This is a genomic window from Natronococcus sp. A-GB1 (genome assembly GCF_029688845.1).
Classification (GTDB): Archaea; Halobacteriota; Halobacteria; order Halobacteriales; family Natrialbaceae; genus Natronococcus.
Map to the genome: position 1 here is coordinate 1 of NZ_JARUKW010000015.1, position 13,212 is coordinate 13,212.

The following is a 13,212-nucleotide window of genomic DNA, read 5'->3' on the forward strand; positions in this document are numbered from 1 at the left end:
TGTTACGATCCACCAAGCGACGATCTCGGCAATGGTCGCGTAGTTGAGTGTGCCTGTCGCCAGACCGAGGCCAGCTATCGCTCCAACGGTTGTCATTGACGTTGGAACAGGAACCCCGAAGATATTGGCGATGAGAATGCCCAGTCCAATGAAAAAGAGGACGGCGACACCTGCGGAGAGCGTGAGATCAATCGTGATGATCCCTTCGCTCAACGTGTCCATCACGTTCCGTCCGACAGTCCACCCACCGAGAAAGACGAAAAACGTCATGAGGGCCGCCGCCGTCGTCTTTTTGACGATTCCAGCACCGACAGGTGGCCCCCACGCGATCCCAGTAGATGAGCCACCAATATTGAACCCAACAAAGATAGACGCAACAATCCCAATTGCGAGTAGGGTTTCTACCATTGATAGATAATAATTGTGCCGTAGTGAAATAACTACCGTAGCAGACGGATAAGTTATACAGCACACACAGGACTGTTGTAGGCATCCGTCAGATTTGGCTTCTATCAGGCTGTCCAGCCTAGAAGAAAACCTGAAACCGAGAACGGTTCAGGGAGGCTGAGTTCACAATACACGCACCAATTTACCACTCTGAGCCACCATCGTTCAGGAGGCCAAGATTCGAATCCTCACATACCCATCACGCGGTCTGTTACTTTGGAACCAATAATTCGGAAATTCGGAAATGACACACTTCCACTTATTACGCACAAGAACTGTGTCGACGCATCCATGATTACGGACGCTCGGGTTCTCCAACCCGAATTCATCCCGACCGAGGTCAAGCACCGCGACGCAGAACTCAATACGCTTTCAGCTGCGCTCAACCCGATAACACACGGAGACAATCCAGATACCGCGTTCCTATTCGGTCCATCTGGTGTTGGGAAAACCTGCCTCGCCAAATTCCTCGTCGAGCAACTCCGCGAAACCGTCGTTGATCTGAACTACCAGTACGTGAACTGCTGGGAAGACTACAGCCGCTTCAAAACACTGTACCGAATCCTCGACGGCATCAACCACACGTTCGACGTTCACCGGCAATCAACACCGAAAGACGTCCTATTAGAGCGCCTTCGGGAATACGATGGGTCGCCGTATATCGTGATTCTCGATGAAGTAGACCAACTCGAAGACAAACAGCTCCTGTACGAGTTGTACCGGATTCGTGGACTCACCATGATCCTAATCGCCAACAGCGAGCAGGATCTCTTCGCATCGTTAGATAACCGGTTGAATAGTCGCTTCCAGGTCTGTACACGAGCCAGGTTCAATCCATACGGGAATGACGCTCTTGTCGCTATCCTCCGTGATCGTGTTCGCTGGGGCCTCAAATCCGATGTCGTTTGTCCGGATGAACTACGACTCATCGCGGATATGGCAGCCGGTGACGCTCGTGCGGCAATCGGGATTCTTCGAAAAGCAGTACAGACAGCCAACCAGTCCGGTTACAATGAGGTTTCGTCAGAGGTAATTCGAGGTGTGGTTCCGGAAGCGAAAGCAGAGATCGAACAACGGTCGCTCGACAAACTGACCGATCACCAGCGTGTGCTGTACGATACGATTCTGGACTACGGCGAGATCGCTCCCAGTACGCTGTTTGAGATTTACAGTGAGGTGGTCGAGAACCCAAAAACGCAGCGTATGGTGCGGAACTACCTCACAAAGCTAGAGCACTACAATTTGATCATCTCAAAGGGAAGTACGAAGGGGCGAACATATCATCCGTATTCTCCGTGATTATCACTATCTGTCTATGATTTCGGAAATCACACGCGCTTGCCCATTACCATAGAATCTCTTTATCAGTACGCTATGAGCGATGAACCAATCCCTGACTCCCCTCCCGGAGTGGTCGTATCGTCAGTAATCGAACGAGGGCCTGAAGACCTCGTTCGGAAGCACTTGGTGGATGCAATCTCGAATCAAAGTTTCAACGAGTGGTATCAAGAGCAACAGTTCACCCAGAATATCTTGGAAGGGCGACCGTATTTCAACGGTGCGTCGCCACCGCCTGAACCCGAGCGTCACTCCCCGAGTAAACTTCTCCAGTGCCACCGGAAGGTCAGTTACTACAAGGAGAACGCTCCTAAGGAGGGTGACTCGCCGCAGGGTTTGTTCTGGGTTGGGACAAGATTCGAGGAAGACATTGTCGTGCCGTACTTGCTTGAGTCGGCTACGACCGATGACACGTACGTGCAGAATTCGATGTGGATTGACACTACAATCGAAACTGAGGAGGACTCCGTCCAGGTGAGAGGGGTTACTGATCCGGTGATCGTTGATGCTGAGGGTGAACCGCTTCTGGTGACGGAGATTAAAACGACGTCATCGTTAGAGTACCTGTCTGGGCCGAAACCCCATCACAAAGCCCAACTCCACGCGTACCTGTACGCGCTGAATGAAAAGCACGACCGCTCGATTCAAGACGGATTGCTGCTCTACGGTGCTCGGGACACGTTAGATATCAAAGCGTATCACGTCCCGTTCGATGAAACGTTCTGGAATGAAGGGGTCGTAGCATGGATGCGTTCGCAAACCGCTTACCGTGAGAATGGTGAGCTCCCACCAGCTAAGCCGGTGTTTGACTGGGAGTGCAGTACCTGCCCATTCCAAGGTCGATGCGGTGAAGGTGACGCCCCGTATCAAGACGTTGGGTACACCGGGTTGCTTCCTGGTTTAGCGGAGTATCGAAAACAGCAGTTGACCGAGTACTTCGATGCCTACCCCTCCGCGAAACTCACTCCGACCCTCGCCCGCAAGTACCCTTCACTGATCGATGAGCAAGGCGTCTACGAATGGCGGTGTACAGCTTGCGCGTCAACATACGCGTGGGATGAGCTCGAAGAAAAAGACGATCCTTCAGAACTCCCGCTCTGTGCTGGCTGCGCCGAAAACGGTGAGTTGACCACGCTCACGGTTCCTACCCCAGAAAATCAACTCACTGATTATCGGTAGCTGACTTCGCGGATTCGGCTGAGATCTCAATGAATAAAAGCGCAACTGCTTTACCCTACAATCGACTACAACCGCTTACAAACAATGCCGATCCATCTTGACACGCACGATTCTGGCATCGACCTGACGCCGGGAACGACGAAATCCGACATCGTAGCGTTTCTCTACAAGAATCCCGAATACGGATACAAACCTTCTGAGGTCAGAGACCACCTCGACATCCCCGACGGCACCGCTACGACTACTCTTAAACGTCTTCACGAGGACGGGCATATCGGGAAAACCGAAGACAGTTACTACCACGCTTTGGATCGAGAGGACCTTCGCCGGTATGTTGCTAGTCTCGACCAACTCAACCGAATGTTTAGCCACTCGCCCCGAGAAAGTCCCCACCCCCGTTCTGATGTAGAGGGTACCGCCTCAGACGGGATTAATGACGCTGAGATTGAAGCCGAGATCGCAGAATTAGAGGCAGAGCTTGAGAAATGACGAAATTTCCTACGGGGACAGTCACTTGGGCAAATGATCCAACAAATGCACACGATGATCGCCCTGTCATCGTTCTCTCTCACGAAAACCGTCCGTTCAACTCGGTGGAGTGTACCGTGATGTGTGTTGGTACTGGCGCAAAGAACTACGACCACTACGCGCCTGAGTTGAAAGACGAACACCTCTCGGGTATTTCCTTCAACAACAAAACATACCTGATGCCGTGGGCATTGTATACGATTCCTCCAGGCGCTATTCGGACAGGCAAGGCAAGCGGCGAGCTCACTGAGACTGGCGAGAATCTCGTGAAGAAGGGCCTACTCAGCCTTTTCAGCGCTTGAGGGGTAAGACGCCCTACTGCTATTGATCAGCAGAGACACTCTGTTCAAAAGTCCAACATTCTCTAAGTGGAAGTCTCACTGGCCACAACAAACGTACTGTTCAATCCTTCTCCATGAATTCTGAGTAGTCACCATCCACTTCAGCAGGTTCCGTCACGTCTTCACCGTATTTGTCACGTATTGAATGCTCGTCTTCTGCTCGGGCGATTTCGTCTTCGTTATCCTCGATCCAGACGCGGAGGTTTTCTCTACCCTCCACGAGTTTCTGTTCAGCTTCGCGGAGTTGTTTGTACGCGTACGTAACTTCGAACTCGTCCATCTTCTCCAGGACGAGTTCACCACGGTCGGTAATCATGTACTCGTGATGAATTGAGCGCTGATCGAGGTCGTACTCGTCTTCCCCGATTCGTGTTGTGATGAGCCCGAAGTCTCGTCCTTCTTCCAATCGAGTGGTGAGCGTTGAGGGGCTGACGCCGACCAGGTCTTTCAATTCGTTAAATCGTCTGCTTTCATACTTGAGGTGAACCAGCAGTCCGATTGCGCCACTCATCTCTAAGTACCCGCTGATTTGCTTAACCATCTATTCGAGTTGTGGGAAGCTCACTACAAATAGTTGTACTGCGATATTGTTTGGACTGAACTTCGTAGTGTAGTACTGTATGTACTACATTTTAATGCAGTAGTTTAATCTCTGTAATTTATATGTGTCTGCGGTTCTAACAGCCTTACTGGTGTGTTTCGAACCGATTTCGGAAATCGCACCCACGAACCCAAGGTTAAAATCGAAGTAAATCAGATACAGATGAAACCGACAACCCACTCAAACCACGACCGAAACACCATTCAGCGTGTAGTTGAACTGACCTGCGAACGGATTTTCAGTGAGAACACTGAACGACAGACTCCGAACGTAGAAACACTTCGTGAGAAACTCGCAGCCAAAAAGTCAGCATCTAACACCGACTCCACCGAGTCATTCCCAGAAAAAGTCGAAGGGCAGCGTTATTCGAATGCTGACCAACTCACCTCCTCCGTTGATACCCTCGTTGATTCACTGCACGCGTACGACACGTACGCGGGATCAATCACAGTCGCAATCGACATCACCCGGCTCGATCCAGATTACTGGCTCGAAGCCACTACCGCGCCAGGAGACGCAAGCGAGGTGGAAGTCACGCCGACTCCCACACCGCGCTTCGCTACGATCACCACTGTCAACACGCCTGTCCCAGTTGTCCTTGCCGTCGAACCGCTGAGCAAGCCAGGCGACGAAACCCAATCTGAGCCGCGAACGTACGCGGAGATCGTCCGGACGCTCATCGAGCAAGCCAAAGAACACGTTGAGATCGACACGCTCCTGGCATCCCGAGCGTTTCACGCTGGAAACGTCATCGCAGAATTCGAGCGGCAAAACGTTGCGTACATCATCTTCTCACGACTCACCACGCGAGACCGTGAACGAATCTCAACGATCAAAACCCGTGATGACGCTACACATGCTGTTGAACACGATGTCGATGTGTTCGTGGACGGCACGCCGACATGCACCACGAACCTGGTGTACGTCCCCGAAGACTCGGCATCTGATGGGTACGTTGGATTCGTAACGAATATCGACGTGTCGAAGTCGGATCTGGAGTCGGATACGGTTCCAGAAACGTATAAAAAACGGTGGATCGCCAACGTTCACAACCGCCTCCTCCGGACAAGACTCCACACGAAAGGTGTGTCTCAACTGGAGTTGACACGCGCTGATTACGAGCGTGTAGCAACTGAGGTGAACGCCTACTCGCTGACGAACCACCTCCTGAGAGAGTCTACCGGGCATACGAGCGAGCAGTTCCCGCTCCCGTTCGACCAGTTCCTTCACTTACTCCACCAGAAGCGATGGGGGGTCACCAGCGGCACATCCCCAACTGGAAATCACGAATCGAGGTAACCCGGCCAGTCACACCCATTTCCGTACCCTGACGCCCATGACGCGCACTCGACTCCAGCTGGCGACCTTTACTCGCCCCCCGCTCCAGCTGTGCAACCACCTCGTCCACCCCACGTTCGGTGATTTTTATGGTGCGTGACGATCCCGCAGTCGCTGAAGCCATCGTCGTGCACGCAGAGACGCTTTGCAAGCGCGAAAACCACCTGTGGGACGTCATCAACAAACTTTCAATACCAGTAGACCTCCTCACCGACCACCGCGACCAGAGGAAGGTCGATTTCGGAACGGAAGAGATGGTTCGCGCACACCTGTACCGTCTTATTCGCGGGTATTCACAAAGCGAATTCGCAGACCAGTTGAGTGAGCGCTCCAGTTTAGTGAAAGCCGCAGGATTTCAAATCAAGAAGTTAGAGGACGCCCCGTCTCAGCAGGACCTTTCATACGCGAAATGCAACTTCAGCGACCCGACATGGGATATCATTGAAGCCGCTGCCAACGGTATCAGGCGAGAAGTCGTTGAACACGGCATTATTTCAGAAGCACTCGTCCCAACTCCCGCCCCGGACGATGGAGACGAGGAAGACACTGAGAAAACGAAACGCGAGTACAAACGCGAGAAAACGCATAAATCAGTGAAGTTGGCCAGGAAACACGCGTTACCAGAATTCAAGACAGGTCGTGCGTCGAACCGTCAATACGAAGACATCGAGCTCTTAGACCAAGTTGCACGCATCTGCTCGAATAACGGGAGCGCGCATTCTGAAGGCGAGATTGGCTACCTACTCAACGATGAGTTGACGTGCGACGGGTCAACGCTTCTCCGCGCGCTCAAATTAATCGCCACGCCTGACGATGATGACTCGATGCAGCTCACCTTGGACTCGGTGTTCGAGGAAAATCGCATGCCGAAGATCGACGTGATCCGTGACGAGGTCATGAAGGCGTTCGACGGGGCGACGGACAACATCATCAACTCGATCCGTGGTGATGACCCGTTCGATGATCGGAAAACCATTGCTGCAATCGACATCACTGATGACCCGTTCACCGTAAGTCCGTGGGAAGACAGGGACAAGGAGATCCCGAAGCCGAACTACCCTCGAATGGTCAACGGGTACGTCGATGACGATCCGAAGAAACAAGGGTACAAGTACGCCACAATCACGCTCGTCGGTGACAACGTCCCGATCATACTCGGTGTTGAACCGTACAAGCAGAATTCAAAGTGGGAAGAGGAAGACGCTCCGTCGTATCCGAAAGCCGATCTCGTCGAGCGGTTACTGGATCGAGCACAGGAATTTGTGGATCTCGATGAGGTGTTGCTTGATCGTGGGTTCTACAGCGAAGATGTGTACGCAGCTATCGAAGATCGCGGGTTGTTGTACACCACACCCGTTCCGAGGTACACGGACGATTATGAAAACATCGAGAAGATCAAAGCGCACCCCGAGGCGGACATGGCGGTTGAACCTGACGTTGAATTCTGGAAAGACGGGGAACTCCACCACACGGCACACTTCCTCTATGTGCCAGTTCGGGATGATGATGCTGACGGGAACTACGCGGTGTTTGTGACGAACCGTGACAGCGTCGATACTCCTGGCGAGATCAGACACGTTGTGAATCAGTATCGACGGCGATGGGATATTGAGAACCAGTACAAGACTATCGTGGAGTACCTACCGCGGACGTCTTCAACCGATTACCGAGTTCGACTCACGAATTTCGTTCTGGCAGCGCTGATCTACAACCTCTGGCGGTTGACTGACTACCTCATCAAGATCGCCATCGACATGGATGTTCGAGCTCCACCTGTGCTGACCGCGAAGACGTTCGCTACGGTGCTCGGTCAGTTCCTGTTGCGGGTGGGGTAGCGGTCAGCCGTAGTTTTCGGGTTCGAAATTCCTGAGCGGTAGCTGTTTTTCGCCTACTTTTATTTCGCGCTCAATTACCAGATCGATATCATACCTTGTGCTTGGTTTGACTGCTTGTTTTCTTACAATCCAAATTAGTGGATTGTAATTCTCGACCGACTCTCACTCATTTGTAGCCGATCCATATACGAAAAGTCTGCGCAATCGCTTTCGGCCTCGCCGTCCTGCGCTCGAGCATGACCACGCTTGCCGACCGCGATTGGCGGCTCATCGCCGATTCGCCCCGCGAGGGAGCGACACAGATGGCCCTCGAGGAGATCGCCGGACGAACCGCGCTCGAGGACGACCTCCGGACCGTTCGCGTCTACTCCTGGGAGCCGAGCACGCTCTCGCTGGGCTACCGCCAGGACCCAGACTCCGTCGACTGGGAGTACTGCGAGCGGGCGGGGATAGACGTCACCCGTAGACAGACCGGCGGCGGGGGGATCTACCACGATCGGTACGCCGATATCTCTTATACGATCGTCGCGCCCGCCGAGGAGGTACCGGGAGATCTGATGGATTGTTACGCGCTGTTCTGCGAGCCGATCCTCGAGGCGTTCGACCGCATGGGGATCGACGCCGACTTTGCGGGCGCCGAACAGGAGTCGATCTACTACCCATCCTGCTATCTTCGGGATATCAACCCGGCCCACGACGTGGTCGCACCCGCGAGTTCGGGCGCGGACGCGAAGAAACTCAGCGGTAACGCCCAGTACCGACAGCGAGACGTCGTGATCCAGCACGGCTCGCTGTCGTACGACCTCGAGCCAAACCACCACGTCGACGTCTTCAATAGCGACGTAACTGCGGAGACGTTCGTCAACCGGGTAACGAGCATCCGCGAGCAGACGAGCCTCGACCGCGAGACCGCCGTCGAGACCGTCGCCGACTCCCTGCAGGAGTGGTGTGGGGCGACGGATGGCGAGTGGCGCGAGGACGAACTCGAGGCGGCCCGCGACCTCGCCGATCGGAAGTACGGCGCCGACGCTTGGGTTCGGGATCGGGAGGTCCTCGAGGCCAGCGAGCAGTAGGACGGTTCCGTCTGCAAGCGGGGAAGCCGGAGCATCTATTATTCTCTTTCGTTGAACAGTACGTATGCGTCTGACATCGCCGATCGGACTCGGAGTGCGGGCGCTTCTTAGCGCCGGTGTCGCCGGTGCCGTGCTGGTGGCGAGTGCGGCCGTCGTGGCGGTCTCCGGGGCAGCGCTGTTGCTCGCCGTTCCGGCACTCGTCGCACCGGACGGCTGGCTCGAGCGAGGACTCCTGTGGGGCGTCGCCGTCAGCGCGGTCCTCGTGCTCCCGGCGTTTGCGATCGTCGTCGGATACCTCGTTCGATACGAGCGGCGACTGTTACTCGAGGGGACGGCTCCGGTGACGGCGATCGACGCCGAAGAACCGCGAGCCCTGGACGACGACGCCACGCGGTTCGCAACCCAGTTCGGCGTCCCGAAGCCACAGATTAGACTGCATCCGGCGTCAGCGCCGTTCGCGTACACGACCTCCCGGCCGAACGATCCGCTCCTCGGCGTTCGCCAGACGGGCGAACCCGTCATCGTCATCTCGAAGGGGCTCGCTCGAACGCTGCCGCGAGATGAGACTGCGGCCGTCCTGGCCCATGAGTTCGCCCACCTCGCCAACGACGATCTTCGACTGACATCCTGGCTGCTCGTTCCGCTGGTCGCCGCCGAGTTCCTCCACGACGGGCGCGAAACACCGACGGACAGGCGGGAACCCCTCGAGCGGCTGGCCGACCGCCGCAGCTCCTGTCCGACGACCGACCTGCGAAAGCACGCCCGGTCGACGAACGCGGTGAGCGTGTTGCCGACGCTGGGGTCCGACGACGCTCCCGGCGGGCTCCGCTCGACGCACCCGTCGCTCGAGACCCGACTCGAAGCGCTTCGCTCCCCGAGCCGCGAGCGCCGAAGCGCGTAGCGTCGGTCCGTTACCCCTATCACGAACCGGTACTGACTGCCAGCCATGAAGGTCGGCGCACACGTCTCGATCTCCGGCTCGCGCGTCTCCTCCGACGACGAAACACCGCCCTACGGCGACATCCGCAACGCGGTTCACCGCCAGGTCGCCTTCGGTGGCAACTGTGGACAGGTCTTTACCACGTCACCGCAGGTCTGGGCCCAGCCCGAGATCAGCGACGAGGCCGCGGCGGGCTTTCGCGAGGAGAGCGACGACCTGCTCGAGGGGCCGTGGGTGATCCACTCCTCGTACCTGGTCAACCTCTGTACGCCCAAAGACGACCTCCGCGAGAAGTCCAAGGAGAGCATGCAGGCCGAACTCGACGCCGCCGAGACACTGGGCATACCGTACGTAAACGTCCACCTGGGCGCGCATACGGGTGCCGGCGTCGAGGGCGGCCTCGACAACGCGGCGAGTCTCATCGACGAACTCGACGTCCCCGAGGGCGTCCAGATCCTCATCGAGTCCGACGCCGGCAGCGGCACCAAGCTGGGCGGCGAGTTCGCCCACCTGGCGGGGATCATCGACCGCACGGACGAGGAGATCGGCATCTGCATCGACACTGCCCATACGCTCGTCGCGGGCAACGACCTCACCACGCCCGAGGCCGTCGACGAGACCGTCTCCCGGTTCGACGACGAGGTCGGCCTCGAGCACCTCGAGTACATCCACCTCAACGACTCGAAACACGACGTCGGCACCCACAAGGACGAACACGCCCTCATCGGCGAGGGGTACATCGGCGAGGACGGCATCCGCGCGATCGTCAACCACCCCGACCTGCGGGAGCTGCCGTTTGCCCTCGAGACGCCCACCGAGGACGGGAAGGGCTTCGCCTGGAACATCGAGAAGACGAAGGAGCTCCGCGAGGACGCGTAACCGCCCGATTCGACGACGTTCGGAACCGACCCGTTTTTACTCCCGCTGGCACTACGAGAGGCCGTGCGCGAGTTCTCCGAAGCCTACCTCGAGCGAACCCGCGAGGGGATGTGGGACGACTCCCAGCGGGCGCTCGAGCCCCTCGAGCTCGGTTCCCGCGAGCGCGTCCTCGACGTCGGCTGTGGCACCGGCGAGCTGAGCCGCGTGCTCGCAGCGGAGTCAGCGGGCGAGGTCGTCGGCTGCGACGCCGATCTCGAACTCCTCGAGTTCGCCGGCGAGCACGTCCCGGTCGTCGCGGGCGACGCCCTCCGGCTCCCGTTCCTGGACGATAGCTTTGACCTCGTCGTCTGTCAGGCACTGTTGATCAACCTGCCAGATCCCGAGGCAGCGATCCGGGAGTTCGCCCGCGTCTCGAGCGATCTCGTCGCAGCGGTCGAACCCGATAACGGCGCCGTCGCGGTCGACTCGAGCGTCGCGAGCGAGGAGCGACTCGAGGATCGGGCTCGACGGGCCTACCTCGAGGGTATCGAAACGGACGTCACCCTGGGAGCCGACGCCCGCGAGGCGTTTACGAAGGCTGGACTCGAGCTGGTCGAAACCCGCCGGTACGACCACGAGCGGACGATCGAGCCGCCCTACGGCGAGGCGGCGTTGACGATCGCCCAGCGGAAAGCGACGGGCGCTGGGTTGTCCGACGACCGGGAGACGATGCTCGAGGGCGACCTGACGAACGAGGAGTACGACGCCCTCCGCAGCGAGTGGCGGGAAATGGGCCGGGACGTGATCGAGCAGATGGAAGAGCGTACGTATCGTCGACGTGAAGCGATTCCGTTCTTTGTGACGGTCGGGCGAGTAACCGAGGCGCAGTAGTCGGCAGTGGAACGGCGGTGTGTGTCGGTTCGGTGAGTGGCTGGTTGTTGCGTGGGTAAGCGAAGGGAACAGCCGGCGATACGTCTGCAACGCCAACCAACCACCACGGGGTGGGACTGAAAGGGGCTGGCGTTCGGGGAGATACTGACAGAAGCTAACGGATTCTCACGTCCTCCCCAGCAGAGTTGCTCGTGCAAATAACAGGTTCGAAATCATACGTCCAATGGAAGGTTCACAGCGATAGCTTCGACCGCTCAATCGCTGACCCTCGTCAGTCCGACTCCTCGCTTCGGCCGAGTAGCGAGACGTAGACCCCGATCAACCCGGCACAGACCACGACGATCCCGGTCCAGAGATCAAGGACGTTCACGAGCGCCAGCACCGATCCCGTGAGCACGAGCGCGACGTTCGCAAACACCGCGAGACGGGCGGTATCGAGTCCCGTCGTCAGCGACGACGTGTTCATACCGATACCTCCGATGGGGGCGACAAAATAGTTCGTATGACGGCGTTCAGACGACGTCGCCCCGCACCGTCACGCCCTCCTGTTGCTCGCGCCAGGCGTGGACCTCCCGGGCGGCCTCGCCAGCCTCTCCCTCCTCCATCCCGAGCATCTCGAGGGCGGCCGACAGTGTCGGCAGGGCGAGCTCGCTCTCCCGAAGTTTGCGAAACGCCTCCTCGCTTCTCGTGCCGTCGACCCAGAGACAGACGCCGCGGGGATCGAGCAGCTGCGTGTAATCCTCTCGAAGCTTTGCGCCGCGCAACCGCTGTGTGACGTTGTCCTCGAAGCCGGCGTTACAGACCTCGAGGTGGATCGGTTCGTCCTCGCCGAGGAGCTGTGCAGCCAGACACTTCTCGGGGGCGGCGTGGCCGTTCGCGTTGGCGCGCAGGTACTCGGGGTACTCGGCCGCCCAGTCGGCTCGAACCGACTGACCGACGCCCTCGATACCGTACTCCTCGTCGACGTCCGCCGTCGTGCTGTCGTCGCGCATCAGCACGTCCTTGGTGAGGTAGACGTCGAGTCGTTCGACGGGATCCAGCCCGAGCGCGATGTCGCCGAACGCCCAGATCTCGCGGACCGGAACGGGCGTTCGCTCGCGCTCGACGGTCTCGACCAGCGCCTCGAGTCGGTCGACCGCCTCCTCGCGGGGGAACTCGCTCATGACGAGGAGTCGGCCCTCGAGTTGCAAAACGGTTTCTCAGTTCGAACTCGACTCGAGCTCGGGCCTCGTTCACTGCCCGCCGTCTCAAGCGGCTTTCTCGCGGTCGGTCGTCACGTACACCGTGTTACGAACCGTCGCGTGGACTGTCCCCTCGCTGTCGACGAGTTCGACGGTGTAGTGGCGGTCGACCGACTCCGTTCCGTCGGTCGCCAGCTCGGCCTCGATCGCGGCGATCTCCTCGTCGGTGATCGTACACCGGGCGTACAGCGTCTCCCGACCCGGCTTCTTGAAGCGAATCTCGGCCTCCTTGTCCCAGACGACGTACTCGTTGCCGAGATTTTTGAGGAGCATCATCATGTAGAACGGATCGACCGCGGCGTACATGCTGCCCCCGAAGATCGTCCCGACGTAGTTCCTCGTGCGCCAGGAGAGCGGCAGCTCCACCCGAACCTCCCGCCAGTCGGGGGCGATGTACGTGACTCGGCCGCCCGTCCGACGGTAGGCCGGAAAGAGATTGAATCCGAGGCGGTAGAGTCGCGAGCGAATCGCGTCGAGCATACACCGACTCGAGGGCGGCCGGTGAAAATCGTTAGCAAACGCTCCTTCCCTGCCCACGAGTTGTCGCCGACCCGGACGGTCGTCGCTTCTCGAGACGCCCGATCGCCGCCCCGACGGGCGGA

Annotated in this window: 15 protein-coding genes; 10 read left to right on the plus strand and 5 right to left on the minus strand. The window is 57.9% G+C overall.

Annotated features, from left to right (window positions below):
* The coding region (locus QA600_RS16455) for an inorganic phosphate transporter (RefSeq protein WP_278293033.1) at positions 1–408 on the minus strand (408 nt) is incomplete at its 3' end.
* Positions 409–738: 330 nt separating this feature from the next.
* Between QA600_RS16455 and QA600_RS16460 the strand changes: the two genes are divergently transcribed.
* From QA600_RS16460 to QA600_RS16475, 4 genes are all read left to right on the plus strand, one after another.
* Positions 739–1,746 carry a Cdc6/Cdc18 family protein gene (locus QA600_RS16460; RefSeq protein ID WP_278293034.1) on the plus strand — a complete coding sequence of 336 codons (1,008 nt, stop codon included), beginning with the start codon at positions 739–741 and terminating at the stop codon, positions 1,744–1,746.
* A gap of 75 nt (positions 1,747–1,821) precedes the next feature.
* Positions 1,822–2,964 (plus strand): PD-(D/E)XK nuclease family protein, encoded by a 1,143-nt coding sequence (locus tag QA600_RS16465; protein ID WP_278293035.1) that lies wholly within the window; start codon positions 1,822–1,824, stop codon positions 2,962–2,964.
* 84 nt (positions 2,965–3,048) lie between these two features.
* Positions 3,049–3,453 (plus strand): MarR family transcriptional regulator, encoded by a 405-nt coding sequence (locus QA600_RS16470; RefSeq protein ID WP_278293036.1) that lies wholly within the window; start codon positions 3,049–3,051, stop codon positions 3,451–3,453.
* A 119-nt stretch (positions 3,454–3,572) separates the two neighbouring features.
* Positions 3,573–3,794: a hypothetical protein gene (locus QA600_RS16475; protein WP_278293037.1), complete on the plus strand. Its 222-nt coding sequence runs from the start codon at positions 3,573–3,575 to the stop codon at positions 3,792–3,794.
* A gap of 100 nt (positions 3,795–3,894) precedes the next feature.
* Here QA600_RS16475 and QA600_RS16480 read toward each other — a convergent pair whose 3' ends face one another.
* The gene (locus tag QA600_RS16480) at positions 3,895–4,374 is read right to left on the minus strand and encodes a winged helix-turn-helix transcriptional regulator (protein ID WP_278293038.1); all 480 of its coding nucleotides are present in this window, start codon (positions 4,372–4,374) and stop codon (positions 3,895–3,897) included.
* Positions 4,375–4,596: 222 nt separating this feature from the next.
* Between QA600_RS16480 and QA600_RS16485 the strand changes: the two genes are divergently transcribed.
* From QA600_RS16485 to QA600_RS16510, 6 genes are all read left to right on the plus strand, one after another.
* The gene (locus tag QA600_RS16485; protein ID WP_278293039.1) at positions 4,597–5,733 is read left to right on the plus strand and encodes a hypothetical protein; all 1,137 of its coding nucleotides are present in this window, start codon (positions 4,597–4,599) and stop codon (positions 5,731–5,733) included.
* Positions 5,734–5,861: 128 nt separating this feature from the next.
* Positions 5,862–7,607 carry a transposase gene (locus QA600_RS16490; RefSeq protein ID WP_278293040.1) on the plus strand — a complete coding sequence of 582 codons (1,746 nt, stop codon included), beginning with the start codon at positions 5,862–5,864 and terminating at the stop codon, positions 7,605–7,607.
* A gap of 236 nt (positions 7,608–7,843) precedes the next feature.
* Positions 7,844–8,680: a biotin/lipoate A/B protein ligase family protein gene (locus tag QA600_RS16495; protein ID WP_278293041.1), complete on the plus strand. Its 837-nt coding sequence runs from the start codon at positions 7,844–7,846 to the stop codon at positions 8,678–8,680.
* A gap of 64 nt (positions 8,681–8,744) precedes the next feature.
* Positions 8,745–9,581 carry a M48 family metalloprotease gene (locus QA600_RS16500; protein ID WP_278293042.1) on the plus strand — a complete coding sequence of 279 codons (837 nt, stop codon included), beginning with the start codon at positions 8,745–8,747 and terminating at the stop codon, positions 9,579–9,581.
* Between the two features lie 45 nt (positions 9,582–9,626).
* Entirely contained in the window at positions 9,627–10,499 is an 873-nt protein-coding gene (locus QA600_RS16505) for a deoxyribonuclease IV (protein WP_278293043.1), read from the plus strand.
* 63 nt (positions 10,500–10,562) lie between these two features.
* Positions 10,563–11,369, plus strand: a complete 807-nt coding sequence (locus tag QA600_RS16510; protein WP_278293044.1) for a class I SAM-dependent methyltransferase — start codon at positions 10,563–10,565, stop codon at positions 11,367–11,369.
* 271 nt (positions 11,370–11,640) lie between these two features.
* On the opposite strand, the gene QA600_RS16515 is transcribed toward QA600_RS16510, so the two are convergent.
* The 3 genes from QA600_RS16515 to QA600_RS16525 form a co-directional block, all read right to left on the minus strand.
* Entirely contained in the window at positions 11,641–11,835 is a 195-nt protein-coding gene (locus tag QA600_RS16515) for a hypothetical protein (RefSeq protein ID WP_005556664.1), read from the minus strand.
* 46 nt (positions 11,836–11,881) lie between these two features.
* On the minus strand, positions 11,882–12,532 hold the full coding sequence (locus QA600_RS16520; RefSeq protein WP_278293045.1) for a hypothetical protein: 651 nt from the start codon (positions 12,530–12,532) through the stop codon (positions 11,882–11,884).
* A gap of 84 nt (positions 12,533–12,616) precedes the next feature.
* Positions 12,617–13,090, minus strand: coding sequence for a DUF4442 domain-containing protein (locus QA600_RS16525; RefSeq protein ID WP_278293046.1), 474 nt, complete (start codon positions 13,088–13,090; stop codon positions 12,617–12,619).
* Positions 13,091–13,212: the final 122 nt, after the last annotated feature.

Bases quoted from the DNA above. Each gene is read 5' to 3' on its own strand.
- QA600_RS16525 (WP_278293046.1), bottom strand. From the start codon at position 13,090: ATGCTCGACGCGATTCGCTCGCGACTCTACCGCCTCGGATTCAATCTC.
- QA600_RS16520 (WP_278293045.1), bottom strand. From the start codon at position 12,532: ATGAGCGAGTTCCCCCGCGAGGAGGCGGTCGACCGACTCGAGGCGCTG.
- QA600_RS16475 (WP_278293037.1), top strand. From the start codon at position 3,573: ATGTGTGTTGGTACTGGCGCAAAGAACTACGACCACTACGCGCCTGAG.
- QA600_RS16480 (WP_278293038.1), bottom strand. From the start codon at position 4,374: ATGGTTAAGCAAATCAGCGGGTACTTAGAGATGAGTGGCGCAATCGGA.
- QA600_RS16495 (WP_278293041.1), top strand. From the start codon at position 7,844: ATGACCACGCTTGCCGACCGCGATTGGCGGCTCATCGCCGATTCGCCC.
- QA600_RS16465 (WP_278293035.1), top strand. From the start codon at position 1,822: ATGAGCGATGAACCAATCCCTGACTCCCCTCCCGGAGTGGTCGTATCG.
- QA600_RS16500 (WP_278293042.1), top strand. From the start codon at position 8,745: ATGCGTCTGACATCGCCGATCGGACTCGGAGTGCGGGCGCTTCTTAGC.
- QA600_RS16515 (WP_005556664.1), bottom strand. From the start codon at position 11,835: ATGAACACGTCGTCGCTGACGACGGGACTCGATACCGCCCGTCTCGCG.
- QA600_RS16460 (WP_278293034.1), top strand. From the start codon at position 739: ATGATTACGGACGCTCGGGTTCTCCAACCCGAATTCATCCCGACCGAG.
- QA600_RS16485 (WP_278293039.1), top strand. From the start codon at position 4,597: ATGAAACCGACAACCCACTCAAACCACGACCGAAACACCATTCAGCGT.
- QA600_RS16505 (WP_278293043.1), top strand. From the start codon at position 9,627: ATGAAGGTCGGCGCACACGTCTCGATCTCCGGCTCGCGCGTCTCCTCC.
- QA600_RS16470 (WP_278293036.1), top strand. From the start codon at position 3,049: ATGCCGATCCATCTTGACACGCACGATTCTGGCATCGACCTGACGCCG.
- QA600_RS16490 (WP_278293040.1), top strand. From the start codon at position 5,862: ATGGTGCGTGACGATCCCGCAGTCGCTGAAGCCATCGTCGTGCACGCA.